The sequence below is a fragment of the Angustibacter speluncae genome, assembly GCF_054777815.1.
Window position 1 is genome coordinate 42771 of record NZ_BAAHAF010000074.1, and the last position, 25751, is coordinate 68521.

Annotated in this window: 26 protein-coding genes; 20 read left to right on the forward strand and 6 right to left on the reverse strand. The window is 75.5% G+C overall.

Going from position 1 to position 25751, the window contains the following annotated elements:
• The first annotated feature begins 45 nt into the window (after positions 1-45).
• The 4 genes from fdxA to ACYVKY_RS09055 all read left to right on the forward strand — a co-directional run bounded on the left by fdxA (position 46) and on the right by ACYVKY_RS09055 (position 6332).
• Positions 46-372 carry a 4Fe-4S dicluster domain-containing protein gene (gene fdxA, locus ACYVKY_RS09040; protein WP_460434641.1) on the forward strand — a complete coding sequence of 109 codons (327 nt, stop codon included), beginning with the start codon at positions 46-48 and terminating at the stop codon, positions 370-372.
• Positions 373-379: 7 nt separating this feature from the next.
• Positions 380-1480 carry a pyridoxal phosphate-dependent aminotransferase gene (gene dapC / locus ACYVKY_RS09045; RefSeq protein ID WP_460434642.1) on the forward strand — a complete coding sequence of 367 codons (1101 nt, stop codon included), beginning with the start codon at positions 380-382 and terminating at the stop codon, positions 1478-1480.
• A gap of 131 nt (positions 1481-1611) precedes the next feature.
• A complete protein-coding gene (locus ACYVKY_RS09050; RefSeq protein WP_460434643.1) occupies positions 1612-4866 on the forward strand; it encodes a choice-of-anchor L domain-containing protein in 3255 nt (1084 codons plus the stop codon).
• Positions 4867-5057: 191 nt separating this feature from the next.
• Positions 5058-6332: a citrate synthase gene (locus ACYVKY_RS09055; protein ID WP_460434667.1), complete on the forward strand. Its 1275-nt coding sequence runs from the start codon at positions 5058-5060 to the stop codon at positions 6330-6332.
• Positions 6333-6336: 4 nt separating this feature from the next.
• On the opposite strand, the gene ACYVKY_RS09060 is transcribed toward ACYVKY_RS09055, so the two are convergent.
• Positions 6337-7266: a hypothetical protein gene (locus tag ACYVKY_RS09060; RefSeq protein WP_460434644.1), complete on the reverse strand. Its 930-nt coding sequence runs from the start codon at positions 7264-7266 to the stop codon at positions 6337-6339.
• A 10-nt stretch (positions 7267-7276) separates the two neighbouring features.
• The gene (gene dapD, locus ACYVKY_RS09065) at positions 7277-8245 is read right to left on the reverse strand and encodes a 2,3,4,5-tetrahydropyridine-2,6-dicarboxylate N-succinyltransferase (RefSeq protein ID WP_460434645.1); all 969 of its coding nucleotides are present in this window, start codon (positions 8243-8245) and stop codon (positions 7277-7279) included.
• Positions 8246-8282: 37 nt separating this feature from the next.
• Between dapD and dapE the strand changes: the two genes are divergently transcribed.
• Positions 8283-9401 (forward strand): succinyl-diaminopimelate desuccinylase, encoded by a 1119-nt coding sequence (gene dapE / locus ACYVKY_RS09070; protein WP_460434646.1) that lies wholly within the window; start codon positions 8283-8285, stop codon positions 9399-9401.
• Here the strand turns inward: dapE and ACYVKY_RS09075 are convergent.
• A complete protein-coding gene (locus ACYVKY_RS09075; RefSeq protein ID WP_460434647.1) occupies positions 9349-10998 on the reverse strand; it encodes a diguanylate cyclase domain-containing protein in 1650 nt (549 codons plus the stop codon). The two genes, dapE and ACYVKY_RS09075, sit on opposite strands and share 53 nt — an antisense overlap.
• A gap of 87 nt (positions 10999-11085) precedes the next feature.
• On the opposite strand from ACYVKY_RS09075, the gene ACYVKY_RS09080 reads away from it, so the two are divergent.
• Genes ACYVKY_RS09080 through ACYVKY_RS09090 form a run of 3 tightly spaced genes read left to right on the forward strand, consistent with a single transcriptional unit; the run spans position 11086 to position 12801 of the window.
• Positions 11086-11844, forward strand: coding sequence for an LOG family protein (locus tag ACYVKY_RS09080; protein WP_460434648.1), 759 nt, complete (start codon positions 11086-11088; stop codon positions 11842-11844).
• Between the two features lie 33 nt (positions 11845-11877).
• Positions 11878-12177, forward strand: coding sequence for a hypothetical protein (locus ACYVKY_RS09085; protein WP_460434649.1), 300 nt, complete (start codon positions 11878-11880; stop codon positions 12175-12177).
• A 21-nt stretch (positions 12178-12198) separates the two neighbouring features.
• Complete coding sequence (locus tag ACYVKY_RS09090; RefSeq protein WP_460434650.1) at positions 12199-12801, forward strand: LOG family protein; 603 nt, start codon at positions 12199-12201, stop codon at positions 12799-12801.
• A 47-nt stretch (positions 12802-12848) separates the two neighbouring features.
• Here the strand turns inward: ACYVKY_RS09090 and ACYVKY_RS09095 are convergent, their stop codons facing one another.
• Positions 12849-13829, reverse strand: coding sequence for a hypothetical protein (locus tag ACYVKY_RS09095; protein WP_460434651.1), 981 nt, complete (start codon positions 13827-13829; stop codon positions 12849-12851).
• A gap of 183 nt (positions 13830-14012) precedes the next feature.
• Between ACYVKY_RS09095 and folP the strand changes: the two genes are divergently transcribed.
• Genes folP through ACYVKY_RS09120 form a run of 5 tightly spaced genes read left to right on the forward strand, consistent with a single transcriptional unit; the run spans position 14013 to position 17504 of the window.
• Positions 14013-14939 (forward strand): dihydropteroate synthase, encoded by a 927-nt coding sequence (folP, locus tag ACYVKY_RS09100; protein WP_460434652.1) that lies wholly within the window; start codon positions 14013-14015, stop codon positions 14937-14939.
• A 22-nt stretch (positions 14940-14961) separates the two neighbouring features.
• Positions 14962-15264 (forward strand): DivIVA domain-containing protein, encoded by a 303-nt coding sequence (locus ACYVKY_RS09105; protein ID WP_460434653.1) that lies wholly within the window; start codon positions 14962-14964, stop codon positions 15262-15264.
• Positions 15261-15722, forward strand: coding sequence for an SRPBCC family protein (locus tag ACYVKY_RS09110; protein WP_460434654.1), 462 nt, complete (start codon positions 15261-15263; stop codon positions 15720-15722). The genes ACYVKY_RS09105 and ACYVKY_RS09110 overlap by 4 nt, the downstream gene beginning before the upstream one ends.
• Positions 15715-16302: a DNA-3-methyladenine glycosylase I gene (locus tag ACYVKY_RS09115; protein WP_460434655.1), complete on the forward strand. Its 588-nt coding sequence runs from the start codon at positions 15715-15717 to the stop codon at positions 16300-16302. Before ACYVKY_RS09110 ends, ACYVKY_RS09115 begins: the two co-directional genes overlap by 8 nt.
• Complete coding sequence (locus ACYVKY_RS09120) at positions 16299-17504, forward strand: hypothetical protein (protein ID WP_460434656.1); 1206 nt, start codon at positions 16299-16301, stop codon at positions 17502-17504. Before ACYVKY_RS09115 ends, ACYVKY_RS09120 begins: the two co-directional genes overlap by 4 nt.
• A 3-nt stretch (positions 17505-17507) precedes the next feature.
• On the opposite strand, the gene ACYVKY_RS09125 is transcribed toward ACYVKY_RS09120, so the two are convergent.
• A complete protein-coding gene (locus ACYVKY_RS09125; RefSeq protein ID WP_460434657.1) occupies positions 17508-18332 on the reverse strand; it encodes an enoyl-CoA hydratase/isomerase family protein in 825 nt (274 codons plus the stop codon).
• Between the two features lie 161 nt (positions 18333-18493).
• Between ACYVKY_RS09125 and ACYVKY_RS09130 the strand changes: the two genes are divergently transcribed.
• The 6 genes from ACYVKY_RS09130 to ACYVKY_RS09155 all read left to right on the forward strand — a co-directional run bounded on the left by ACYVKY_RS09130 (position 18494) and on the right by ACYVKY_RS09155 (position 24018).
• Entirely contained in the window at positions 18494-18661 is a 168-nt protein-coding gene (locus ACYVKY_RS09130) for a DUF3117 domain-containing protein (protein WP_460434658.1), read from the forward strand.
• A gap of 79 nt (positions 18662-18740) precedes the next feature.
• Complete coding sequence (locus tag ACYVKY_RS09135; RefSeq protein WP_460434659.1) at positions 18741-20273, forward strand: leucyl aminopeptidase family protein; 1533 nt, start codon at positions 18741-18743, stop codon at positions 20271-20273.
• A 130-nt stretch (positions 20274-20403) separates the two neighbouring features.
• Complete coding sequence (locus tag ACYVKY_RS09140; protein ID WP_460434660.1) at positions 20404-21096, forward strand: class I SAM-dependent methyltransferase; 693 nt, start codon at positions 20404-20406, stop codon at positions 21094-21096.
• An 8-nt stretch (positions 21097-21104) separates the two neighbouring features.
• Positions 21105-22724 (forward strand): DUF2142 domain-containing protein, encoded by a 1620-nt coding sequence (locus ACYVKY_RS09145; RefSeq protein WP_460434661.1) that lies wholly within the window; start codon positions 21105-21107, stop codon positions 22722-22724.
• A complete protein-coding gene (locus ACYVKY_RS09150; RefSeq protein WP_460434662.1) occupies positions 22724-23443 on the forward strand; it encodes a glycosyltransferase family 2 protein in 720 nt (239 codons plus the stop codon). The genes ACYVKY_RS09145 and ACYVKY_RS09150 overlap by 1 nt, the downstream gene beginning before the upstream one ends.
• 47 nt (positions 23444-23490) lie before the next feature.
• On the forward strand, positions 23491-24018 hold the full coding sequence (locus tag ACYVKY_RS09155) for a GtrA family protein (RefSeq protein WP_460434663.1): 528 nt from the start codon (positions 23491-23493) through the stop codon (positions 24016-24018).
• Positions 24019-24036: 18 nt separating this feature from the next.
• Here ACYVKY_RS09155 and ACYVKY_RS09160 read toward each other — a convergent pair whose 3' ends face one another.
• Positions 24037-24669: an O-methyltransferase gene (locus ACYVKY_RS09160; RefSeq protein ID WP_460434668.1), complete on the reverse strand. Its 633-nt coding sequence runs from the start codon at positions 24667-24669 to the stop codon at positions 24037-24039.
• A gap of 272 nt (positions 24670-24941) precedes the next feature.
• Between ACYVKY_RS09160 and sigE the strand changes: the two genes are divergently transcribed.
• Complete coding sequence (gene sigE / locus ACYVKY_RS09165; RefSeq protein WP_460434669.1) at positions 24942-25592, forward strand: RNA polymerase sigma factor SigE; 651 nt, start codon at positions 24942-24944, stop codon at positions 25590-25592.
• The last annotated feature ends 159 nt before the right edge of the window (positions 25593-25751 follow it).

Here is a 25751-nt window from a genome sequence, read left to right on the forward strand (position 1 = left end):
GACCTGGCCGGCCCCGGCCGCCCGCACCATCTGGAGGCACCCGCAGTGACCTACGTGATCGCGCAGCCGTGCGTCGACCTCAAGGACAAGGCGTGCATCGAGGAGTGTCCGGTCGACTGCATCTACGAGGGCCAGCGCTCGCTCTACATCCACCCCGACGAGTGCGTCGACTGCGGTGCGTGCGAGCCGGTCTGCCCCGTCGAGGCCATCTACTACGAGGACGACACCCCCGAGCAGTGGGCCGACTACTACAAGGCGAACGTCGAGTTCTTCGACGACCTCGGCTCGCCGGGCGGCGCCGCGAAGATGGGCCTGATCCCCAAGGACCACCCGATCATCGCCGCGCTGCCGCCGCAGGAGAGCGCGCACTGACCCCCGCGTGACCGGCCGCCTGGCGTCGCTGCCCGACTTCCCCTGGGACTCGCTGGTCCCGTTCAAGGAGTCGGCCTCGGCGCACCCCGACGGGCTGGTCGACCTGTCGGTCGGCACGCCGGTCGACCCCACGCCCGCGGTCGTCCAGGACGCCCTGCGGGCCGCGTCCGACGCCCCCGGCTACCCCCAGACCTGGGGGACGCCCGCGCTGCGCGAGGCGGTGGCCGGCTGGTTCGCCCGCCGCCGCGGCGCCCCGGACGTCGACCCGGACGGCGTGCTGCCGACCATCGGCTCCAAGGAGCTGGTGGCCTGGCTGCCGACGCTGCTCGGCCTCGGTCCGGAGCACACGGTCGTCATCCCGCGCGTCGCCTACCCCACCTACGACGTCGGCGCCCGGATCGCTGGGGCGCAGGTGGTCGTCGCCGACGCCACCACCGCCCTCGGCCCCGGCCGCGCCGACCTGGTCTGGGTGAACTCGCCGTCGAACCCGACGGGGAAGGTGCTCGGGGTCGAGCACCTCGCGAAGGTGGTGGCCTGGGCGCGCGAGCGCGGCGCCGTGGTGGCGAGCGACGAGTGCTACGCCGAGCTGTCCTGGGAGGGGCAGCAGGTCCCCAGCCTGCTCGACCCGCGGGTGAGCGGCGGGTCGCACGAGGGCCTGCTGGCGCTCTACTCGCTGAGCAAGCAGTCGAACCTCGCCGGGTACCGCGCCGCGTTCGCCGCGGGCGACCCCGCGCTCGTCCGGCGGCTGCTCGAGGTGCGCAAGCACGCCGGGATGATCGTCCCCGCGCCGGTGCAGGCGGCCGTCGTGGCCGCGCTCGGCGACGACGACCACGTGGCCGAGCAGCGCGAGCGCTACCGCGCCCGCCGGGCCCGGCTGCTCGCCGGCCTGGCCGGGGCCGGCTTCCGCGTCGACGACTCCGAGGCGGGCCTGTACCTGTGGGCCACCCGCGACGAGGACTGCTGGACGAGCGTGGCGTGGCTGGCCGAGCGGGGCGTCCTCGTCGCCCCGGGCGCCTTCTACGGCGCGGCGGGCGCGCGGCACGTGCGGGTCGCCACGACGGCGACCGACGAGCGGGTCGCCGCGGCGTGCACCCGTCTGGGTGACTGAGGAGGCCACCCACCTCGGACGCCGGGCCCGATCGGCTCAAGTGCGGGCCGCCCGCGCCCGACCCCCTGGAGGACGCACCTTGCGTCGTCGGGCGCGCAGGCGTGCCCGCCTCCCGCCCCCGGAGCCCCCGCATGCGCCCACTGCCCTCGCTCGCCGCTGCCACGACGCTCGCCGTCGCCGGCGTCCTCGCCATCTCGCCCGCGGCGCACGCCGCCACGGCGGCCGACCTCTCGACGGCGCTCGCCGCCCAGCCTGAGCTCGTGACCGGCGCCGAGCTCGTGTCGGACCCCTCGGGTGGCCAGTCCTCGTTCGTCGGGACCACCCCGATCGCGGGCTTCCCGACCGACGGCAGCACCTTCACGGTCCTGTCGTCCGGGCGGGCGGGCGACCTGTACGCCGCCCCGAGCAGCTTCGTGAGCACGAGCTGGGGCGGCACGTCGCGCAGCGGCGGCGGCAGCGACTTCGACGTGACGGTGCTGCGGATCGACTTCACCGCGCCCGTGGGCTCCAACTGCCTCACCGGGTTCGACTTCAAGTTCCTGTCCGAGGAGTTCCCGGACTACGTCGGCCAGAACGTGAACGACGCCTTCATCGTCGAGCTCGACCGCACGACGTGGACGACCGCGAACGGCACCGACATCCTCGCTCCCGACAACATCGCGTTCGACCCCAACGGCAACGTGATCAGCATCAACGCCGGCGGCGACGCGGTCCTGAACGCCGCGAACGCGGCCGGCACCCCGTACGGCGGCGCCACCGAGACCCTCACGGCGCGCACCCCGATCACCGCGGGACCGCACTCGCTCTACTTCACCATCTTCGACCAGGGTGACGACAGCTACGACTCGACCGTGCTCGTCGACGACCTGAAGATCGGCACCGTCGCCGACGTCGCGACCCAGTGCCGTCGTGGCGCCCAGTCGGCGACCACCGTGGTCGCGGCCCCCGTCACCTTCTCCGACGTCGACGGCACCGCGTCCGACACCTACACCGTGCCCGCCGTGGACGGCGTCGTGTACTCGGTGGGCGGCAGCCCGGTGGCGGCCGGCACCTACCCGGGCTCGGGCACCGTGACGGTGACCGCCGCCGCCGCGCCCGGCTACACCCTCGACGGCACGTCGTCGTGGTCGTACGCCTTCACCGACCTGCTGACGGTGACGCCGGCCGCGCCGACCCGCGTGGACGACTACGGCACCGCGCAGGACACGTACACGATCCCGTCGTCCCAGGGTGTCGACTACCAGGTGGGCGGGGTGACGGTGCCGGCCGGCACCCACCCGCACACCACCGGTTCGGACCTGGTCGTCACCGCCGTCGCACAGCCGGGGTACGCCCTGGCCGGCGCCACCTCGTGGACGCTGTCGTTCTCCGACATCACGCTGGTGACGCCGGCTGCGCCGACGGCGCAGGACCCGTACGGCACCGCGCAGGACACCTACACCATCCCGAGCACGCAGGGCGTGGACTACCGGGTCGACGGGGTCACCGTGGCGACCGGTACCCACCCGCACACCACCGGGACGGACCTGGTCGTCACCGCCGTCGCTCAGCCCGGGTACGCCCTCAGCGGCGCGACCTCCTGGACCCTCGCCTTCTCCGACACCACGCTGGTGACGGCGACCGCGCCGACCCGGGTGGACGACTACGGCACCACCGACGACACGTTCACGGTCCCGAGCACGCAGGGCGTGGACTACCAGGTCGGCGGGGTCACGGTCCCGGCCGGCACGCACCCGCACACCACCGGCACCGACCTCGCGGTCACCGCCGTGCCGCAGGCCGGCTACGCGCTCAGCGGGCCGACCAGCTGGACGCTGTCGTTCACCGACATCGCGCTCGTGACGGCGACCGCGCCGACGGCGACCGACGACTACGGCACCGCGCAGGACACCTACACGATCCCCGCCGGCCAGGGCGTGGACTACCAGGTCGGCGGGGTGACCGTGCCGGCGGGCACGCACCCGCACACGAGCGGCACCGACGTCGTCGTCACCGCCGTGCCGCAGGCCGGCTACGCGCTGACCGGCACCACGTCGTGGACGCTGTCGTTCACCGACATCGCGCTGGTGACGGCGACCGCGCCGACCCGCGTGGACGACTTCGGCACCGCGAGCGACACGTACGCGATCCCGACCAGCGAGGGCGTGGACTACCAGGTCGGCGGGGTCACCGCGGCGGCCGGCACCCACCCGCACACCACGGGCACCGACCTCGTCGTCACCGCCGTGCCCCGGGCCGGGTACGCCCTCAGTGGTGCGACCAGCTGGACGCTGTCGTTCTCCGACATCACCCTGGTGTCGCCGGCGGCCCCGACGGCGCAGGACCCGTACGGCACCGCGCAGGACACGTACACGATCCCGTCGTCCCAGGGTGTCGACTACCAGGTGGGCGGGGTGACGGTGCCGGCCGGCACCCACCCGCACACCACCGGTTCGGACCTGGTCGTCACCGCCGTCGCACAGCCGGGGTACGCCCTGGCCGGCGCCACCTCGTGGACGCTGTCGTTCTCCGACATCACGCTGGTGACGCCGGCTGCGCCGACGGCGCAGGACCCGTACGGCACCGCGCAGGACACCTACACCATCCCGAGCACGCAGGGCGTGGACTACCGGGTCGGCGGGGTCACCGTGGCGGCCGGCACCCACCCGCACACCACCGGGACGGACCTGGTCGTCACCGCCGTCGCTCAGGCCGGGTACGCCCTCGCCGGCCAGACGTCCTGGACGCTCGCCTTCACCGACGTCCGGGCCGTCACCGCGAAGGCGCCGGGCCACGTCGACCTCGGCGGCACCAGCCGCGACCGGCTCGTCGTCCCGTCGGTCCCGGGCGTGCGCTACCTCGTCGACGGGGTCCCGACCCCCGCGGGCAGCCACCCGGTCACCGGCACCGTGGTCGTGACGGCCGAGGCCCTCCCCGGCTACGTGCTCGTGGGCCCGAGCACCTGGACCGAGACCTTCGACGCAGCCAGCACCCCGGTCGCGGTGCCGACCGCCGGCCAGGTGCCGGTCGTCCCCGCGGCGGGGACGAGCCCGGGGACGTACACGATCCCCGACGTGCCCGGCGTGCGGTTCTTCGTCGACGGCGTCGAGGTCGAGCCGGGCACCTACACCGGCTCGGGCGACGTCGTCGTGCGGATGGTGGCCGAGGACGGCTACGAGCTCGTCGGCCCGGACACGCTGGTCCTGTCGCTCGGCGTGGTCAGCACCCCTGCCGTGCCGCCCGCCCCGGCGCGGGCGGACGCCGCGGCGCTGGTGCGCACCGGCTCGGGCTCGCTGCCCCGCACCGGCGCGCCGGTCCTGGTGCTGCTCGCGGCCGCGACCACCCTGCTCGGCGCAGGCGCGGGTGCGCTGCTGGCCTCGCGGGCGCTGCGGGAGCGCACCCGCTGAGCCCCGTCCCGGGCCGACCGGGACACCACGCACGACCCGCCGGTCCGGGTCGCCGCCCCGTGCGGCGGCCCGGACCGGTCCCGGTTCGCCGGGTCGGGTGACCGACCGGTAGGTTCGTGGGACGAAGGCGCGTGCGCCCGACAGGTGCCGCCCTCCTCGCGCGAAGGGGTCCCACCGTGTCCGACCAGCCGATGAACCTGTCCTACGAGGGCGGCGAGCTCGAGCTCCCGATCGTCCCGGCCACCGACGGCCAGAGCGGCGTCGACGTCTCGAAGCTGCTCAAGACCACCGACCACGTCACGCTCGACGTGGGCTTCGTCAACACGGCGAGCTGCACCTCGGCGATCACCTACATCGACGGCGACGCCGGCATCCTGCGCTACCGCGGGTACCCGATCGAGCAGCTCGCCGAGAAGTCGAACTTCATCGAGGTCTCGTACCTGCTCATCTACGGCGAGCTGCCCACCGCGAGCCAGCTCGAGGAGTTCGACCAGCGCATCCGCCGGCACACGCTGCTGCACGAGGACCTCAAGCTGTTCTTCAACGGCTTCCCCCGCGACGCGCACCCGATGCCGGTGCTGTCGTCGGCCGTCTCGGCGCTGTCGACCTTCTACCAGGACAGCCTGAACCCCTTCGACGACGAGCAGGTCGAGATCTCGACCGTCCGGCTGCTGGCGAAGCTGCCCACGATCGCGGCGTACGCGTACAAGAAGTCGGTCGGCCAGCCGTTCCTGTACCCCGACAACTCGCTCGGGCTCGCCGAGAACTTCCTGCGGATGACGTTCGGGTTCCCGGCCGAGCCGTACGAGATGGACCCGGTCATGGTGAAGGCGCTCGACCAGCTGCTGATCCTGCACGCCGACCACGAGCAGAACTGCTCCACCTCGACCGTGCGCCTCGTCGGCTCGAGCCAGGCCAACCTGTTCGCGTCGGTCTCGGCCGGCATCAACGCGCTGTTCGGCCCGCTGCACGGCGGCGCCAACCAGGCCGTGCTCGAGATGCTCGACCAGATCCAGGCCAGCGGCGACGACGTCGACACCTTCATGAACAAGGTGAAGAACAAGGAGGACGGCGTCCGGCTGATGGGCTTCGGCCACCGGGTCTACAAGAACTACGACCCGCGCGCCGCGATCATCAAGAAGACCGCCGACGAGCTGCTGGGCAAGCTCGGCAAGATGGACGAGCGGCTCGAGATCGCCATGCGGCTCGAGGAGATCGCGCTGGCCGACGACTACTTCGTCGAGCGCAAGCTGTACCCGAACGTCGACTTCTACACCGGCCTGATCTACAAGGCGATGGGCTTCCCGACGCGGATGTTCACCGTGCTCTTCGCGCTGGGCCGCCTGCCCGGCTGGATCGCCCAGTGGCGCGAGATGATCAACGACCCGCAGACCAAGATCGGCCGCCCGCGGCAGGTCTACACCGGCGCCACCGAGCGCGACTACGCCGCGATCGACGGGCGCTGAGTCCTCAGCCCGGTGAGGTGCCGGCGACGGTGATGCGCAGCAGGTCGGGCGCCGCGCCGTCGTCGGCCACCCAGCCGTCGCCCGGGCTGCTGCGGTCCCACACGCGGCCGCCCACCTCGACCCGCACCACGTCGTAGACGTCGGCGCTCGCCACCGCCCACTGGGCGGCGGCCCAGCCGCGGCGCACCCCGCCCTCGTCCGCGGCGACGGGGGCGACCAGCACCTGGGGGTCGTCCTGCGGCTGCCACGGCGTCGCGCCGAGCTGGGTGTCGAGCGCCTGCTGCACCGCGGTGCTGCGCAGCGCGGCGTCGGCCGCCGACGGCTCGACCGCCCGCAGCCGGCAGTCGAGGGTGCCCGCGGAGTAGCCGGTGAGGGCGCTGGCGAACGCGCGTCCCTCCGGCTCGTGGTCGGCGTAGGCCTCCGGGAACCCCGACCGCTGCACCTCCTGGGCGGCGACGGTGATCTCCATCGTCTCGTAGCCCTCCACCTGCGCCAGGCCGTCGTAGAAGGCGTTGGTGGCGTAGAGCGGGTCGGTGACCTGCTCGGGCGTCCCCCAGCCCTGCGAGGGCCGCTGCTGGAACAGGCCGAGCGAGTCGCGGTCGCCGTAGTCGATGTTGCGCAACTTCGACTCCTGGATCGCGGTGGCGATGCCGATCGTCGCCGCCCGCGCCGGCATGCCGCGCCGCACCGCGACCGCGGAGATCAGCGCGGCGTTGGCGGCCTGGTCGGGCGCCAGCTCGTGCTCGACGCCGTCGACGACCGCGACGCAGGTCTCGCGCAGCAGCGGTCGGGTGCGGTTGTCCCACAGCCACTGGCCGAGCCCGAGGCCGCCGGCCGCGAGCACCAGCACCACGCCCGCGGCGGTGCCGCGCCGGCGCCAGGCCTGGCCGGACGAGCGCGGGGGACGCGCGGCGGGACGGGCGGGACGGGGCACGGGCGGCCCGTCAGTTCGCGTGCAGGGCGGCGTTCAGCTCGACCGCACCGGCAGTGCCCGCGCGGCTGAGCACCTCGACGGCGCCGGTGCGCGAGTTGCGGCGCAGCAGCAGGCCGCTGCGACCGGACAGGTCGAGCGCCTTGACGACGGTGCCGTCGTCGTCGCCGCCGACCACGGTGACCTTGGTGCCCGCCGTGACGTACAGGCCGGCCTCGACGACGCAGTCGTCGCCGAGGCTGATGCCAACCCCGGCGTTGGCCCCGAGCAGGCAGCGCTCGCCGAGGGTGATGCGCTCCTTGCCGCCCCCGGACAGCGTGCCCATGATCGAGGCGCCACCGCCGACGTCGGTGCCGTCGCCGACGACCACGCCGGCCGAGACGCGGCCCTCGACCATCGCGGTGCCGAGCGTGCCGGCGTTGAAGTTCACGAAGCCCTCGTGCATGACCGTGGTGCCCTCGGCGAGGTGCGCTCCGAGGCGCACGCGGTCGGCGTCCGCGATGCGCACGCCCGCGGGCAGCACGTAGTCGGTCATCCGCGGGAACTTGTCGACGCCCAGCACCTGCACCGGGCCGGTGGCGCGCAGCCGCAGCCGGGTCGCCTCGAAGCCGTCGACCGCGCAGGGGCCGCGGTCGGTCCAGACCACGTTGGCCAGCACGCCGAAGAGCCCGTCGAGCGAGACCTCGTTCGGGCGCACGAGCCGGTGCGAGAGCAGGTGGAGGCGCAGGTAGGCGTCGCTCGCGTCGGCCGGCGCCGTGTCGAGGTCGGCCTCGACGGTGCGCACCTCGGTGCGGACGCCACGGGCCGCGTCGTCACCGGCCAGCGCCGCGAGGTCGGCCGGCACCTCGTCGCCGTCGGGACGGGTGCCGAGGCGCGGCTCGGGGAACCAGGTGTCGAGCACGGTGCCGGCCGCGTCGACCGTCGCCAGGCCGTGGCCCCAGGCGGTGCGGGCTGTGGGGGTGGCGTCGGCGGGAGGGACCATGCGGGCAAGCCTACGTGGACCCTCCTAGGCTGGACGCGTGAGCCACGCCCCCCTCGACCTCGCGTCCGACGTCGTCGACCTCACCCGCGCGCTGTGCGACATCGAGTCGGTGAGCGGCGACGAGACCGCCCTCGCCGACGCCGTCGAGCACGCCCTGCGCGGGTACCTGCACCTGGAGGTGCTGCGGGACGGCGACGCCGTCGTGGCGCGCACCGACCTCGGCCGGCCGGAGCGGGTCGTCGTCGCCGGGCACATCGACACCGTGCCGCTGCGCCGTCCGCAGCCCAACCTGCCGACCTGGGTCGAGGGCGAGGACCTGCGCGCGCGGGGCGGCGCCGACGAGCGGGTGGTCTACGGACGCGGCACCGCCGACATGAAGTCCGGTGCAGCCGTGCAGCTCTCGGTGGCCGCGGCGGTCACCGAGCCCGTGCACGACGTCACCTGGGTGTTCTACGACCACGAGGAGGTCGAGTCGTCGCTGAACGGGCTGGGCCGCATCGCGCGCAACCACCCGGAGTGGCTGGAGGGGTCGTTCGGCATCCTCTGCGAGCCGTCGTCCGCGGTGGTCGAGGGTGGGTGCAACGGCACGATGCGCGTCGAGGTGACCGCCCGCGGCGTCGCGGCGCACTCGGCCCGGGCGTGGACGGGTGTCAACGCGATCCACGCTGCGGGAGAGGTGATCTCGCGGCTCAACGCCTACGAGCCGGCGGAGGTCGAGGTCGAGGGCCTGGTCTACCGCGAGTGCCTCAACGCCGTCGGCGTCCGCGGCGGGGTCGCGGGCAACGTGATCCCGGACGAGTGCGTCGTCACCGTGAACTACCGGTTCGCCCCGTCGCGGACGACCGACGAGGCCGAGGCCCACCTGCGGCAGCTGTTCGACGGCTTCGAGGTCGAGGTGACCGACGCGGCACCCGGCGCCCGGCCGGGCCTCGACCACCCGGCGGCGGCCGCGTTCGTCGCCGCGGTCGGCGGCGAGCCCAAGCCGAAGTACGGCTGGACCGACGTCGCGCGGTTCAGCGAGATGGGCGTGCCCGCGGTGAACTTCGGGCCGGCCGACCCGAGCCTGTCGCACACCGACGACGAGCACTGCCCGGCCGAGGCGATCACCCGGTGCCGGGAGGCGCTGGCCGCGTGGTTGGAGGGCCGCTCCGCTTGAAGCCGCGCAGCCGCGCGTCGGCCGTGCCGAGCTGCTGGCGGGCGGTGGCGTCCGAGGCGTGCGCGCCCGCGGTCAGCGTGACCACCAGGCCGGGGTGCACGGCGTCCCAGTCGTGCTCGGCGACGACCCGCTGGCAGCGGCGCGCGCACTCGGTGGCCGCGGCGCCGTCGGCGCCCGGCAGCAGCACGACGAACTCGTCGCCGCCGTAGCGGAACAGCTGGTCTCCCTCGCGGACGGCGCCGGACAGGAGCCGGCCGACCTGGCGCAGCACCTCGTCGCCGACCAGGTGGCCGTGCTCGTCGTTCACCTGCTTGAAGCCGTCGAGGTCGGCGATGACCACGCCGACCCGCGGGGGCGGGGCGTCGTCCCAGCCGTCGAGCACCCGCTCGAGGTGGTACCGCGTCCCGGCGCCCGTGAGCGTGTCGACCTGCACGCGGCGCTGCAGCACGGCGTTCTGCCGGGCGAGCGCCTCGGTGCGGGCGTGGGTGCGCACCGCGGCCTGCAGCGCGCTGCGCGAGGCGGCGAGCAGGGCGCCGAGCCGCCGGTCGCGCTCGCCGGTGAGCTCGACCACGCGGTCGGGCAGCCCGCGCGCGAGCAGGGCGAGCTCGAGGTCGAGCACCGCGGTCGTGGCCACCACCGACAGCGGCCCGACCGGGGCGGTGCCGCGCACCAGGCGCTCGTGCGCCTCGCGGACGACGGCCACCCGCACGGCACCGCTGCCGAGCTCCCAGCCGGGCGAGGTGACGAGCCGCTGCAGCGCGTGCGCGGCCCCGGCGACCCACAGCTCGGCGGCCGGGCCGTAGGGCACCGGGCCGAACGGGACGACGTCCCAGTCCGGCCGCAACGCTGCGAGCGCGTCCCACGCGGCGGCGGGGTCGTCGACCCAGGCTCGTGTCACGGCCGAGGCCGTCCGCAGGGTGAGGCCGCGGGCCCGCACCATCCGCGGGTCGTCGCGCAGCTGCGCGAGCCGCTCCTGCACCTGCACCAGGGCCCGGTCGTCGACCGCCCCGCCCGTCAGCCGCTCGGCCAGCGCGGCCTCGAGCCGCACGAGCACCTCGTTCAGCGTGGCCGACCCGCCGTCCGGGGCGGCCGGGTCGTCGGCCGCCGACTCCAGCCGGCGGCTGCGGGCGGCCAGGTCGAGGGCGTCCTGCACCAGCCCGACCCGGCTGCAGAACACCGTGAGGGCGTTGAGCGCGACGTGGGTGAACCGGCGGGTGAGCGGGTCGTCGCCGTCGTCGTCGGGCAGCAGCGCCCGCGCCCGCACGTGGGCGGCCACCGCGGGGGCGAGGTCGTCGCCGCTCAGCACGATGGCCCGCATCGCCACCAGCGCGGCGTGGCCGGCGGGCGGCAGGTCGGTGCCCCGGACGGCGACCTCGGCCCGCTCCAGCGCCGTCGCGGCGGCGTCGAGAGGGCCACCGGCGACCAGGTGGGCGACGGCCTCGGCCAGCGCGCGGGCGCAGGTCGCCGCGGGGGAGGCGTGGTCGTCGCCGAGGTCGGCCAGCGCGGCCGGGACGTCGGTGTCGCCGTCCTGCACCCGCGCGAGCAGCGCGAGGGCACGCCAGGCAGCGTCGTCCTCGAGCCCGCGCGGCAGCTGCATCCGGCCGTTCCCGTTCCGTCCCCGTCCTCGCCGCGGGCACGCCGCGGCCGGCCGCGCCCCGAGGCGCTCCTGCGTAGTGTGACCGGTATGACCTCCTCCTCGCACCCCGGGACGGCCTACCCGGGTCCCGAGCGCCGCCGCGGGCCGGTGACCCTGCGGGGTCCCGAGGTGCCCGGGGAGACCACCGACCAGCACCTGCTCGACAGCCACGGCCCCGCCGACTGGGTGCACACCGACCCGTGGCGGGTGCTGCGCATCCAGAGCGAGTTCGTCGAGGGGTTCGGCGCGCTCGCCGAGCTCGGCCCGGCGGTCAGCGTGTTCGGGTCGGCGCGCACGCCGCGCGACCACCCCGACTACGCGGTCGGCGTCGAGGTCGGGCGCCGGCTGGCGCAGGCGGGGCTCGCCACGATCACCGGCGGCGGGCCGGGTGCGATGGAGGCCGCCAACCGCGGCGCCCGCGAGGCCGGCGGGTGCTCGGTCGGGCTCGGCATCGAGCTGCCGTTCGAGCAGGGGCTGAACGAGTTCGTCGACATCGGCGTCGACTTCCGCTACTTCTTCGCCCGCAAGACGATGTTCGTGAAGTACGCACAGGGGTTCATCGTCCTGCCCGGCGGGTTCGGCACCTTCGACGAGCTCTTCGAGGCGCTGACGCTGGTGCAGACCCGCAAGGTCACCTCGTTCCCGATCGTCCTGATGGGCACCGCCTACTGGGCGGGCCTGCTCGACTGGCTGCGCGGCACGGTGCTCGCGCGCGGGGCCATCGGCGCGGCCGACGTCGACATGCTGCGGCTCACCGACGACCCGGACGAGGCCGTCCGCGTCATGGTCGAGCACTCGGAGCCGTAGACGGGACGCACGGCTGCGGCGCACAATCGGCAGATGTCCGTGCGTCCGGCTCCCGAGAACGGCGGGGTCGTCGTCGGCCGCGACCGGCCGGGCCGCGCGCTGCGCGTGTCGGCCCACCCCGAGCTCGGACGCGTGGTGCTGAGCCTGTGGGACGGCGCCCGCTGCATCGGCACCCTGCGGGTCACGCCCGGCGACGTGCCCGACATGGTGCGCGCGCTGACCGGCGCCGCGGTCGCCGCCGCGGGCGACGGGCTCGAGCACGACGAGGGCGAGGCCGGCCCCGGCACGCACCTCACCTCGGTGCCCACGGGCCAGTTCGCACCGCCCGCCTGAGGCTGCGCCACACTGGCGCGCGTGGCTGCCGTCTGCGTCTTCTGCTCCTCGTCCGAGGCGATCGACCCCGTCTTCCCCGACCTGGCGAGCCGGGTGGGCACGGTGCTCGGCGAGCGCGGCCACACCCTCGTCTCCGGCGGCGGCCGGGTCTCGATGATGGGCGCCGTGGCGCGCGCCGCGCGGGCGGCGGGCGCCCACACCCTCGGCGTGATCCCGCAGGCGCTGGTGCCGCTCGAGGTCGCCGACGACGACGCCGACGAGCTGGTCGTCACCGACGGCATGCGCGAGCGCAAGGCGCTCATGGACGCCCGCGCCGACGCCTTCGTGGTGCTGCCCGGCGGGCTCGGCACGCTCGAGGAGCTGTTCGAGGTCTGGGTGGCCCGCTCGCTCGGCATGCACACCAAGCCGATCGTGGTCTGCGACCCCACCGGCCTGCTCGCCCCGCTGCACGTCCTGGTCGACCACCTCGAGGAGGCCGGCTTCGTCCGGCACGACGCCCGCGAGGCGCTGCTGTGGGCGACCTCGGCCGAGGAGGCGGTCGACCTGGTCGAGCAGCACCTGGGCCGCGAGCCGCGCCTCGTCCCCGGCACCGAGGTGCTCGAGGCCGTCGACGCCGACGACTGAGCGGCCCTGCGAGCCACTCCGCGCACCTGTTCGCCACGTCGCACCGGTCACGTCGTGCGCGGGGTGACGACCAGTTGTGCGGAGTGGGGCGTACGCCGGGCCGCAGCGCGTCCGAAGGCCCGCTCGACGCGTCGCCGCACGCCCGCCGGGTCGCGCAGGTCGGCCCAGGTCCACCGGGCCACCTCGAGGCCGAGGTCGCGCAGGGCGTCCTCCCGCAGCTTCTCCGCCGTCACCACCTCGGACGGAGGTCGGGCGCTGTCGCCGCCCGCGTACTTCACCAGCCCGTCGAACTCGCCGACCGTCCCCCGCTCGGGCCACAGGAAGTCGGTGCGCGCCACGAACCGTCCGCGGTCGAGCACGACGGTCTGCAGGTCGGGGGCCGGCAGCCCGACGTGGGCGAGGACCACCCGGCTGCGTGACTCGCCGACGCTCTCGCTACGACCGTCCGCGAAGGCCACCACCCGCCGCGCCCGGCCGGCGCCGGGGCGCCTCGTGGCGGCAGCGACCGCCTCCGCGAGCACCGCCGGCGTCACGAGCCCCCGGTGGAGCGCGGCGTCCGCCACGACGACGCCCGCCTCGTAGGCCGCCTCCCGCAGGACGTCGACGACCGTGCGGGCGGGCGAGGTGACGCGCAGCCCGTGCACCTCGCCGACCTCGGACGGTGCGAGGCGGGCGGTCCGCACCCGCACCGGTCCGCGGGCGCGCCCACCGCCGTCGAGCGGCCGCGTCACCTGGACCGGCCCGAGCCGCAGCCCCCAGGTGGGCAGGCCGTGGACGAGCGCCGCGGTGGCGTGGCTGAGGACGGCGTCGTCGGACAGGCGTCCGAGCGCGGCGCGGGCGGCGGCGAGGTGCCGACCGGCGGCGTCGAGCCCGTCGGCCAGGTCGCCGCGGAGGTAGGCGCCCGGACCGATGCGGACCAGGCGCCCCCGGCGCAGGAGCGCGCGCAGCTCGCCGTCGCCCCACCCCTCGGCCAGCAGGTCGGCGCGACGCAGGTGGTGCGGTGGGGGAGGAGGCGGGGAGCCGGTCATCCCGGGAGCGTCGTCCGACCGGAGCCGCCACGTCGGCTCCGGTCGCCCGGCTGTGGACGGCGCCCGCTCCCGGCGGCCTGTGGACGACGCGCACCTGCTCGTCACCCCGCACGCGCTACGGCGTGCGCGGGGTGACGGCGCGCTGTGCGGGGTGCCCTGCGACGATGACCCGGTGATGACGGCGTGAGCGGACCCGTCCCCGCCGGGGCGCACCCGCTGGTGCTGCGCGGGCGCACCTTCGACGCCTCCCGTCCGGCGGTGATGGCGATCGTGAACCGCACGCCGGACTCGTTCTTCGCCGGCAACCGGTACGCCGACCTGTCCGCGGCGGTCGACGCCGTGGGGCGCGCCGTCGAGGAGGGTGCCGACCTGGTCGACGTCGGCGGCGTGCGGGCCGGGCAGGAGGGCGACGTGGTCTCGGCGGCCGAGGAGGTCGACCGGGTGCTGCCGCTGCTGACCGCGGCGCGCGAGGCCTTCCCCGACCTGGTGCTGAGCCTCGACACCTGGCGCGCCGAGGTGGCCGAGGCGGCCGCCGGGGTCGGCGTCGACCTGGTGAACGACACCTGGGCGGGGGCCGACCCCGCCCTCGTCCACGTCGCGGCGCGCACCGGTGCCGGGTACGTCGTCTCGCACACCGGCGGGCTGCCGCCGCGCACCGACCCGGTCGCCGTCACCTACGGCGAGCGGCCCGACGACGTGGTGGCCGACGTGGTGCGGGTGCTGCGCGAGGGGGCCGAGGCCGCGGAGCGCGCCGGGGTGCCGCGCGAGCGGGTGCTCGTCGACCCCACGCTCGACTTCGGCAAGACCACCCGGCACTCGCTGGCCGTCGTGCGCCACCTCGCCGAGGTCGTCGACCTCGGCTACCCGGTGCTGATGGCGTTGTCGCGCAAGGACTTCATCGGCGAGACGCTCGGGCTCGAGGCCGACGACCGGCTCGAGGGCTCGCTCGCCGGGACGGCCGTGTCGGCCTGGCTGGGCGCCACGGTGTTCCGCGCCCACGACGTGCGGGCCACCCGCCGGGTGCTCGACCTGGTCGCCTCCGTGCGCGGCGACCGGCCGCCGCTGCGCGCCGTGCGCGGCGAGCCGCCCGTGCCGGCGGCCGACGCCTGAGCGGGCGTGGCACCATGCCCGCGTGGACCTGATCCTGCTGCTCCTCGCGCTCGCCGTGGTCGGCGTGACCGCCGCGGTGGCCGTGGGCCGGGTGCGCGGGGGGCTGGACGAACCGGTGCGCTCGCGCGCCGACAACGCGCTGCCGGCCGGTCGGCTGGTGGCCGACGACGTCGCCCGGGCGAAGTTCTCGATCGGCCTGCGCGGGTACCGCATGGACGAGGTCGACGCCGCGCTCGACCGGCTGCAGGGCGAGCTGCGCGAGCGCGACCACGAGCTGGCCGCGCTGCGCTCGCGGCTCGAGGACGCCCCCGGTCCCGAGGCATGAGGACGTTCACGGCGGTCGTCGACACCACGCTGCCGCCGGCCGAGGCGTTCGCCGCGCTCACCGACTGGCCGAGCCACGGCCGGCACGTGCCGCTCACGCAGGTGCGGGTGCTGCACGACGCGGGCGGGGTGGGCACGACGTTCCGCGCCCGCACCGGGCTCGGGCCGCTCGGGTTCGACGACGACATGCGCGTGGACGAGTGGGCGCCCCCGGGCGCCGACGGCCGCGGGCACGCCGCGCTGGTGAAGACCGGACGTCCCCTGCGCGGCAGCGCCCGGATCGAGGTGGAGCCGCGGGGCACCGGGTCGCGGGTGCGCTGGACAGAGGGCGTGGAGATCGGCCCGCGCCGGCTGGCCCCGGTGGTCGACGCCGTCGCGGTGCCGGCCGGCCGGGTGCTGTTCGGCCGGGTCGCGCGCCGGCTGCTGCGCGACCGCGAGCGGGCGGCCGGGCGTGCCTGACCTCGTCGTCGGCGAGGACGGCCTGGCCCGGTGCGCGTGGGGTGCGAGCACCCCCGACTACGCCGACTACCACGACGGCGAGTGGGGGCGCCCGGTGCACGGCGAGCACGCGCTGTACGAGCGGATCACGCTCGAGGCGTTCCAGTCCGGGCTGTCCTGGCTCACCATCCTGCGCAAGCGCGAGGGGTTCCGGCTCGCGTTCGCCCGCTTCGACCCGGAGGTCGTCGCGCGGTTCGGCGACGCCGACCGCGAGCGCCTGATGGCCGACGCGGGGATCGTCCGCAACCGGGCGAAGATCGAGGCGGCGATCACGAACGCGCGCGCGGTGCTCGAGCTGCGCGACGGACCGGGTCTCGACGACCTGCTCTGGTCGTTCGCCCCGGATGCGACGACCCGGCCTGTGCCGCAGTCGTTCTCGGACGTCCCTGCGGTGACCCCCGAGTCGAAGGCGCTCGCCGAGGAGCTGAAGCGCCGCGGCTTCGCGTTCGTCGGACCGACCACGGCGTACGCCGGCATGCAGGCCTGCGGGCTCGTCGACGACCACCTCGCGGGCTGCCACGCGCGCGGACGCGGTCGGTGAGGCCGGCGCGCCCGCCCTGGTGGCAGCGGGTCCCCGGGTGGGTGCTGGCCCTGCTCGTCTACGGGGCGACCCGCGTCGTCAGCACCGCGTTCACCCTCGCCGCCGGGCCGTCGCAGCAGGCGAACCTCTGGGCTCCGCAGGACGACCCGCCCTACGGCGACTTCGTCTCGATGTGGGACGGCGACCGCTACCGCGTCATCGCCGAGGACGGCTACCCGCACCCGCTGCCCGTCGACGAGGCGGGGGAGCCGACGCAGAGCGAGTGGGCCTTCTTCCCCGCCTACCCGGCCCTGGTGCGGGTGGTGCAGGCGGTGCTCGGGCTGGTGCTGCCCGGCGACGTCGGGTTCCGGACGGTCGCGCCGACGGTGAGCCTGCTCTGCGGGTTCGCGGCCGCGGTGGTGGTGTTCCACCTGTTCCGCACGCGCGCGACCACCGGCGAGGCGCTGCTCGGCGTCGCGCTGGTCGGGTCGTTCCCGACCGCCGCCGTGCTGCAGTACTCCTACAGCGAGGCGCTCTGCCTGCTCGCCCTGGCCGCCTCGCTGCTGCTGCTCACGACCCGGCGCTACGTCGCGGTGCTGCCGGCCGTCGCGCTGCTCGGGCTCACCCGGCCGGTCGGGCTCGCGTTCGGCCTGGTCGTGCTCGTCCACCTGGTGGTGCGGTGGCGGCACCGGCACGACGACCCGTTCCCGCTGCGGCAGGCCCTGCAGGTGGTGCTCGTCGGCGCCGTGACCGGGGCCGCCGCCCTGGCGATGCCGGTGGCGACCGGCCTGGCCGCGGGCCGTCCGGACGGGTACACCGCGGTGCAGGTGGCGTGGCGGGTGCAGGACCACATGGAGTGGTTCACGCCGTGGGCGTGGATGGCCGACTACGTGTTCGGCGACGACGGGCCGCTGTTCCTCGCCCTGCTGGTCGTCGCGGTGGTCGGCGTGCTCGCCTCGCCGTCGGCCCGGGCGCTCGGGCTCGAGATGTGGACGTGGTGCGCCGCGTACGCCCTCTACCTCGCGGCGGTGCTCGACCCGTTCACCTCGCTGCCGCGGTTCCTGCTGCTGTTCTTCCCGCTCGCACTGGCGCTGGTGCTGACCCTGACCGGGTGGCGCCGGTACGTGCTGGTCGCCGCCTGGCTCGCGCTCTCGCTGTGGGCGCAGTGGGAGTGGGTGCGGGTGCTGTGGGTGTTCAACCCGCCGAGCGACTACCCGCCGTAGGGATCAGGCGCCGGTGAACCGCGGCGGCCGCTTCTCCAGGAACGCCTGCACCGCCTCCGCGTGGTCGGCCGTGCCGCCGGTCGCCGCCATGTGGTGCGCCTCGTGCTCGAGCGCCTCGGTCAGCGGGTGCTCGGCCGAGTAGGCCACCACCCGCCGGATCGCCGCGTACGCGGCGGTGGGCCCGGCCGCGAGCGCGACCGCGACCTCGCGTGCCCGCGCGGGCAGCTCGTCGTCCGGGACGACCTCGGTGGCCAGCCCGATCGCCAGCGCCTCCTCGGCGCCGACGGTGCGCGGACGCAGCAGCAGGTCCTTCGCCCGGCCGAGCCCGACGAGCCGCGGCAGGAAGTACGACGCGCCGGTGTCGGCGGACAGCGCGACGCCGGTGAAGGCGAGGTTGAAGCCGGCCGACGCGGCCAGGAGCCGCAGGTCGGCGGCCATCGCGAGCGAGGCGCCCGCGCCGGCGGCCACGCCGTTCAGCGCGGCGACGACCGGCTTGTCCATGGTGGCCAGCGCCGTCACCGTCGGGTTGTAGTGCTCGGGGACGGTGCGCCACAGCGACTCGTCGCCGGCGCCCAGCAGCCGCACGTGCTCGCGCAGGTCCTGCCCGACGCAGAACGCCCGTCCCGTCCCGGTCAGCAGCACGCACCGCACCGCCGGGTCGGCGGCCGCCGCGGTCACGGCCGCGAGCAGCTGCTCCTTGGTCGCCACGTCGAGCGCGTTCATCGCGTCCGGTCGCGCGAAGGTGAGGGTGCCGACGCCGTCGGCGACCTCGTAGCGGACGGACCGCTCCGCCTGCTGGTCGACCTGCTCGTCCACCGGCTGGTCCACGGGGGCCTCCTCGTCGTCGCGGGTGCGTCCGGGCGAATCGTCCGCGTCCGGTTTCGCACAGCACCGCCCGCACGGGATAATGGCAGCATCGCGCCGCCCGGAGACCGCCGGGCCGGTGGCCGCTGCCGGCGGCAGCGACCGGACAGGAAGGGGAACCGCTCATGGCGGCCATGAAGCCGAGGACGGGCGACGGCCCGCTCGAGGTGACCAAGGAGGGGCGCAGCATCATCCTGCGCATGCCGCTGGAGGGTGGCGGCCGGCTGGTCGTCGAGATGACCCCGGACGAGGCGACCGCCCTGGGCGACGCCCTCACCTCGGCCGTCCAGTGACCTCCTGACCCACCGACGCCCCGCGGGCCCGGCACCACCACGGTGCCGGGCCCGCGGCGTCCCCGCATAGGGTCGGTCCGTGGCCCAGCCCTCCTCCCACCACCCCGCGCACCTGGACGAGCGACCGCTGCCGACCGTGGAGCTCGCCGGCGCGGGCGACCCCGCCGCGGTGCTCGCCGTGCCGGTCGCGCAGGGCGACGACGGCCCGCTCCCGGGCCCCGGCACCGCCGAGGCGCTCGCCGACGCCGGGCTCGACCTGGCCACGATCTGCGCCGACCACCGGTTCACCGGCTCGGCCGGCGCCGTCCTGACCTTCCCGGTCGCGCGCCGCGAGGGCGCCGGTCCGCGACGGCTCGTCCTGGTCGGCACCGGTGACGGCTCGGTCACCGCCCTGCGCCGGGCCGGTGCGGGCCTGGCGCGATCGCTCCCGGGCGTCGACGCCGTTGACGTCGCCCTCACCGAGGGGCGCGAGCCCGACGAGGTGGGCGCCCTCGTCGAGGGCCTGCTCCTCGGCGCGTACCAGGCACCCCGCACCGGGACGACGAGCAAGCCCGCGCCGGTCGGCGCGGTCCACCTGGTCGGGGCCGGGGGTGACCCCGCGACCGCCGAGGCCGTCCAGCAGGCCGTCGGCGACGCCCGCGCCACCTGGCTCGCCCGCGACCTGGCGGTGACGCCGTCGTCGGTGAAGACGCCCACCTGGGTCGCGCGCACCGCGGAGGCGCTCGCCGCCGAGGTGCCGGGCCTCGAGGTCGAGGTGCTCGGCGCCGGGCGCCTCGCGTCCGAGGGGTTCGGCGGCCTGCTGGCGGTGGGCGGCGGCTCGGCGTCGCCGCCGGCGCTGGTGCGGGTCACCTGGCAGCCGGCCGACGCCGTCGACGACGACCACGTCGTGCTGGTCGGCAAGGGCATCACCTTCGACACCGGCGGCCTCAGCATCAAGCCGCGCGAGGGCATGGTGTCGATGAAGACCGACATGAGCGGTGCGGCCGTCGTGCTCGCCGCGGTGCTGGCCGCCGCCCGCACCGGCGTGCCGCGCCGCGTCACGGCGCTGCTCGCCCTGGCCGAGAACGCCGTCGGCGCCGGCGCCTACCGACCCGGCGACGTCGTGACCGTCTACGGCGGCACGACCGTCGAGATCGCCAACACCGACGCCGAGGGCCGCATCGTCCTGGCCGACGCGCTCGCCTACGCCGACGCGCACCTCGACCCCGCCGTGCTCGTCGACGTCGCGACGCTCACCGGCGCCGCGTCGCTCGGCCTCGGGCGCCGCCACGCCGCGCTGTACTCCGACCACGACGACCTGGTGGCCGAGCTCGAGGCGGCCGCGGCGGCGACGGGGGAGCGGGTCTGGCGGATGCCGCTCGTCGACGACTACGCGGTCGAGGTCGAGTCCGACCTCGCCGACCTGCGGCACGTGACCGCCGACCGCACCCGCTTCAACGGCGGCGGCTCGATCTCGGCGGCGCTCTTCCTGCGCGAGCTCGTCGGCGAGCGGCGCTGGGCCCACCTCGACGTCGCCGGGCCGGCCCGGGCCGACAAGGACGAGCACGAGGTCTGCAAGGGCGCGACCGGCTGGGGCGCCCGGCTGCTGCTGCGCTGGCTGCGCTCGGGCTGACGGTCGCGGGCCGTCCGCGGGTTCCGTCCCCGCGAGGCCCCGGTGGTAGGTTCGCACCGCCCTCGCCCCCGCCGCGCGCCCGCGCCGGACGTCCCGCGCGAGGCGCGAGCCGACGACGAGGAGCAGGTGGGTGCCGCACGACCAGGAGCCGGAGACGGGTGAGCCGGAGACGGGCACGTACGTCCCCGGCTACTTCGAGACCCGCCTGGCCCCGAACGCCAACCGGCGCGGGGTGTGGACCCACATCTGCCGCTACCTCGAGCGCTGGCTGCCGGACGCCGGCGGCGACGTGCTCGAGCTCGGCGCCGGGTGGTGCGACTTCTCGAACGAGGTCCGCGCCCGCCGCGTGGTCGCGATGGACCTCGACGCCACCGTCGAGCGGGCCGCCGCCGACCACGTGCAGGCCGAGGTCGGCGACTGCTCCGACCTGTCCCGCTTCGCCGACGGCGAGTTCGACCTGGTCTTCGCCTCGAACCTGCTCGAGCACCTCGACCGCGAGACCACCGGCCGGCTGCTGGCCGAGTCGGCCCGGGTGCTGCGCCCGGGCGGCCGCCTGGTGCTCATGCAGCCGAACTTCCGGCTCGCCCCCGGCGCGTACTTCGACGACTACACGCACGTGGCGATCTGGACCGACGTGTCGCTGCACGACTACCTGGTCTCGCTGGCCTGGACGCCGGTGAAGGTGATGCCGCGCTTCCTGCCGCTCACGATGCGCTCGAAGGCGTCCGGCCTGACGTTCCTGGTGCCGTGGTACCTGCGCAGCCCCGTCAAGCCGCTCGCCGGCCAGATGCTGGTCGTCGCCGAGCCGCCCGCGCGCCGGTGACCGCGCCGGTGAGCGCGCCGCCGGCGACCGCGGCCGCCGCGCCGCCGGCGCGCGCCGGGGCCAGCCTGGCGGCGCTGGTCGCGGTGCCGTACCTGGTGCTGATGCTGGTCTGGGCGATGTCGAACCCCCCGGGTGCCTCGCCGGACGAGTCGGACCACCTGGTGAAGTCGCTCGGCGCCGCCACCCTCGACGTCGGCCAGACCTACACCGGCCCGCCGGCCGAGCAGAGCCTGGTCGCCGAGCGCAACGCCTCGCTCGCGCGCGTCTTCGAGATCCCGGCCCGGCTGTCGCCGGTGGGCCTGGACTGCACGAAGTTCCAGCCCGACCAGACCGCCGCGTGCCAGCCGCCGCGCTCGGACGACGGGGGCACGGTGACGGCGGTCGCCGCCGTCGGCGCCTACCCGGTGTTCCTCTACGTCCCCCTCGGCTGGGCCGCCTCGCTCGGCGGCGACGCCGTCGAGGCCGTCAAGGCGGGCCGGGTGCTGTCCGCGGTCGTGGGGGCCCTGTTCATCGGCCTCGCCACCTGGCACCTCACCCGCTGGCTCGGCCCGCGCCGCCTGCTCGGGCTGCCGGTGGTGCTCACCCCGATGGTGCTGTTCGTCGGCGGCTCGCTGTCGACCAGCGGGTGGGAGATCACCGCCGCCACGGCGGTCGCGGCCGTGGTCGTCGTCGCCACCCGTCGTCCGGCGTCGCTGGCGGACGGGCCCACCCTCGCCCTGCTCACGGTGGCGGGCTGCGTCCTGGTGCTGAGCCGCCAGACCGGCGCCGTCGTCCTCGCCCTGCTCGGGCTGGTCGCGCTGGGCCGCGGCGCCTGGCCGGTGCTGTGGGGGCAGCTGCGGCGCGGCGCGCCGCGGCTGCTCGTCCCGCTCGCGGCGGTCGTCGTGAGCGGCGTCGCCGTGGTGGTGTGGGAGCTGCGCTACGACCACCCGGCGCACACCGGGTCGGCGTTCGCACCCGGCGCGCTGCGCGGGCTCGCGAACCTCGTCCCCGACCTGCTGCGCGGCTCGATCGGGCTGTTCGGCTACCTCGACACGGCGCTGCCCCTGCCCGCCCTGGCGGCGTGGATCGCCGTGGTGGGCCTGGTCGTCGGCCTCGGCCTGGCCGTCGGGAGCCGCGCCGACGTGCTCACCGTCGTGGCGGTCCTCGCCGTCGTGGTCGTGTTCGCCTACGTCACCTACGCGACCGTGTTCTTCCCGATCCAGGCCGGCCTGCAGGGCCGGCACCTGCTCGCGATGGTGGCCGTGGTGCCGCTGCTCGCGGGCGTCGCCGCCAGCGAGTGGCTCGACGAGCACGGCGGGACGCACGCCGTCGCGCGGCTCACCGTCGTGGTCGGCGCCGTCGTCGCGCTGGTGCACGTCTGGTCGCTGGCGATCAACGCCCGGCGCTACGCCGTCGGCAGCACCGGCCCGTGGTTCTTCGTCGACGACGCCCAGTGGGCGCCGGCCTACGGCTGGGTGACCTGGCTGGGGCTCGGCCTGGTCGGCGCCGTCCTGCTCGCGGTGGTGCTCGCGCGCGCTCCTGCGCTCGGGCCCCGACCCGTCGACAGCCGACCCGTCGACAGCCGCTCCTCCGACAGCCCGTCCGCGCGGGACCGCGCCGCCGCGGACGCCGAGAAAGGGACCTCCTGATGTGGCACGGTAGGACGCTGTCGGTGGTGCTGCCGACGTACAACGAGAAGGACAGCATCGCCCGGTGCATCCGCGACTTCGAGGCGCTGGGGATCGTCGACGAGGTCATCGTCGTGAACAACAACGCCGCCGAGGGCACCTCCGAGGAGGTCGCCACCACCGGCGCGCGCGAGGTCGTCGAGACCGCCCAGGGCTACGGCGCGGCGATCAAGCGCGGCCTGCGCGAGGCGCAGACCGACCTCGTCGCGGTGTGCGAGCCCGACGGCACGTTCCGTGCCGCCGACCTGCACAAGCTGCTGCCGTTCACCAGCGAGTGCGACTTCGTCGTCGGGTCGCGGACGGTGTCGACCTTCATCTGGGACGGCGCCAACATGGGCTGGTTCCTGCAGTGGGGCAACTGGGCCGTCGCCAAGCTGATCGAGGTGCTCTTCAACACCACCTCGCTGTCGGACGTGGGCTGCACGTTCCGCGTCGTCTCGCGCGAGCGCGCCGCCGACACCCTGGCCAAGGCCGAGCTCGACGGCTCGGCGTTCGGCCTGGAGATGCTGATGCTGGCGATCATCCGGCACGCCCGGGTCGTGCAGGTGCCGGTGAACTACCACCCGCGGGTGGGCCACTCCTCGGTCACGGGCGACTTCCGCAAGACCGTCCAGCTCGGCCTCGAGATGGGCCGGATGGTGCTGCGGATGCGCGTCCGCATGCACCGCCTGCGCCGGTGACCCGCGCCGGGACGGCGTCCCCGGGGACCGCGCGGTACCGTCCGGGGATGCGGGTGGTGGGTCGGGTCGTCGACCTGGTCAGGCTGCTGTGGCGCCAGGTCGCCGCCTTCGGCGTCGTGGGCGTCGTGGCGCTCGTCGTCGACGTCGCCCTGTTCAACTGGCTCATGTACGCGGGCGGCGGGGGCGTGCTGGAGGGCCGCCCGATCGAGGCGAAGATCGCGTCGTCGGCCGCGGCCACCGTGGTGTCGTGGCTGGGCAACCGCTACCTGACGTTCCGGTCGCGCCGCCGTCCCCGGGTGCACCACGAGTTCGCCCTGTTCGTCGTCATGTGCACGGCCGGGCTGCTCATCACGCTGGGCATCCTGTGGTTCTCGCACGACGTGCTGGGCTTCACCTCGCCGCTCGCGACCAACGTCGCGGGCAACGGCATCGGGCTCGCCGCGGGCACCGCGTTCCGGTTCTGGGCCTACCGCCAGTTCGTCTTCAACCACGCCGAGCCGGGCGAGGAGCCCGAGATCGCCGACGTGGCGGCCCCGCACGCCGACCTGCACGCGACGGGACGCCCGACGCCCTGAGCCGTCGGTCGGGCGCCGTCAGCGGCGGACGGCCACCAGCAGGCCGTCGCCCACCGGCAGCAGCGCGCTCACCAGCGACTCCTCGCGACGCACCGCCTTGCCGAGCTCGCGGATCGCGGTCGTCTGCTCGTCGCGCTGGGCCGGGTCGGCGACCTTGCCGCCCCACAGCGCGTTGTCGACGGCCAGGACGCCGCCCGGACGCAGCAGCCGCAGCGCCTGCGCCAGCAGGGCCTCGAGCTCGGTCTTGTCGCCGTCGAGCAGCACCAGGTCGTAGGCGCCGTCGGTGAGGCGGGGGAGCACGTCGAGCGCGCGGCCGGTGATGAGGCGGGCCCGCTGCGGGCGCACGCCGGCTTCGGCGAACGCCTCCTTCGCCGCGCGCTGGTGCTCGGCCTCGACGTCGATCGAGGTGAGCACCCCCTCCTCGCCCATGCCCTCGAGCAGCGCCAGGCCGGACACCCCGGCGCCGGTGCCGACCTCGACGACGGCGCGGGCGGCGACCGCGGCGGCCAGCACCCGCAGGGCGGCGGCACCGCCGGGGCCGACCGGCGTGCAGCCGAGCTCGGTGCCCCGCGCGCGGGCGCGCTGGGCCACCTCGTGCTCGGGGACGAACTCCTCGGCGTAGGCCCGGCTCGCGGGCGATCCGGCAGAGATGGCGGGCCTCCTGGTGCTGGCGGCCGGGCTCCCGGGTGGCGGGCCCGACGGGTGCGGCCGAGCCTAGTGGTGAGGCCGCCGGGGTGGTGGGCACGGTGGCGCGCACGGTTCCTCCACACGTCCCACCCCGAACCGCACCGGTGCCTCCCAGCGTGCTCCCAGGTACGCCGGGAACTCTGGTGGCCTCGCCGGTGTTCACCTGGTGAGCCGGTCGCTCGGGCGACCGGCCCCGTCGCAAGCAGAGGACGTGATCGGCCGTGACGCAGACCGCCGTGGCCCCCACCGCGCTGGAGCAGGGCGCGCTCGACCCCGCCGCGCTCGACCCCGAGCAGCCGTGGGTCCCCCCGACGTGGGAGGAGATCGTCCGCGACCACTCCGCCCGGGTCTACCGGCTCGCGTACCGGCTCACCGGCAACCAGCACGACGCCGAGGACCTCACCCAGGAGGTCTTCGTCCGCGTGTTCCGGTCGCTGAGCACCTACACGCCCGGCACCTTCGAGGGCTGGCTGCACCGCATCACCACGAACCTGTTCCTCGACCAGGTGCGCCGCAAGGCCCGCATCCGGTTCGACGCCCTGCCCGACGACGGCGGCGACCGGCTGGCCGGCCGCGAGATCGGCCCCGAGCGCGCGTTCGAGCACCACAACCTCGACCTCGACATCCAGCACGCCCTCGACCAGCTCCCGCCGCAGTTCCGCGCCGCCGTGGTGCTGTGCGACATCGAGGGGCTGTCCTACGAGGAGATCGCCGACGTGCTCGACATCAAGCTCGGCACCGTCCGCTCCCGCATCCACCGTGCCCGCGGGATGCTGCGCGCGTCGCTGGCCCACCGGGCGCCGGGCTCCGACCCCGAGGTCGTGCCCGAGGACGCCGCCCCGCGCCGCCGCCGGTTCGTGCCGCGGCTCACCGGGGGCGCCGCATGAGGCCGTTCGGCGCGGGCCCGCACGTGGGGGACCGCGCCAGCGACCTGCTCGACGGCCGGCTGACGCCGGCCGCCGAGCTGCAGGTGCGCACCCACCTGGGCTGCTGCCGCGAGTGCGCGGCGGCCGTCCACCGCGAGCAGCAGGTGCGCGCCGCGCTGC

What these genes read in the sequence shown, in the direction of transcription:
- ACYVKY_RS09050 (WP_460434643.1), top strand. Translation starts at nt 1,612, where the DNA reads ATGCGCCCACTGCCCTCGCTCGCCGCTGCCACGACGCTCGCCGTCGCC.
- ACYVKY_RS09055 (WP_460434667.1), top strand. Translation starts at nt 5,058, where the DNA reads ATGAACCTGTCCTACGAGGGCGGCGAGCTCGAGCTCCCGATCGTCCCG.
- dapD (WP_460434645.1), bottom strand. Translation starts at nt 8,245, where the DNA reads ATGGTCCCTCCCGCCGACGCCACCCCCACAGCCCGCACCGCCTGGGGC.
- ACYVKY_RS09075 (WP_460434647.1), bottom strand. Translation starts at nt 10,998, where the DNA reads ATGCAGCTGCCGCGCGGGCTCGAGGACGACGCTGCCTGGCGTGCCCTC.
- ACYVKY_RS09080 (WP_460434648.1), top strand. Translation starts at nt 11,086, where the DNA reads ATGACCTCCTCCTCGCACCCCGGGACGGCCTACCCGGGTCCCGAGCGC.
- ACYVKY_RS09085 (WP_460434649.1), top strand. Translation starts at nt 11,878, where the DNA reads ATGTCCGTGCGTCCGGCTCCCGAGAACGGCGGGGTCGTCGTCGGCCGC.
- ACYVKY_RS09095 (WP_460434651.1), bottom strand. Translation starts at nt 13,829, where the DNA reads ATGACCGGCTCCCCGCCTCCTCCCCCACCGCACCACCTGCGTCGCGCC.
- ACYVKY_RS09110 (WP_460434654.1), top strand. Translation starts at nt 15,261, where the DNA reads ATGAGGACGTTCACGGCGGTCGTCGACACCACGCTGCCGCCGGCCGAG.
- ACYVKY_RS09130 (WP_460434658.1), top strand. Translation starts at nt 18,494, where the DNA reads ATGGCGGCCATGAAGCCGAGGACGGGCGACGGCCCGCTCGAGGTGACC.
- ACYVKY_RS09150 (WP_460434662.1), top strand. Translation starts at nt 22,724, where the DNA reads ATGTGGCACGGTAGGACGCTGTCGGTGGTGCTGCCGACGTACAACGAG.
- ACYVKY_RS09155 (WP_460434663.1), top strand. Translation starts at nt 23,491, where the DNA reads ATGCGGGTGGTGGGTCGGGTCGTCGACCTGGTCAGGCTGCTGTGGCGC.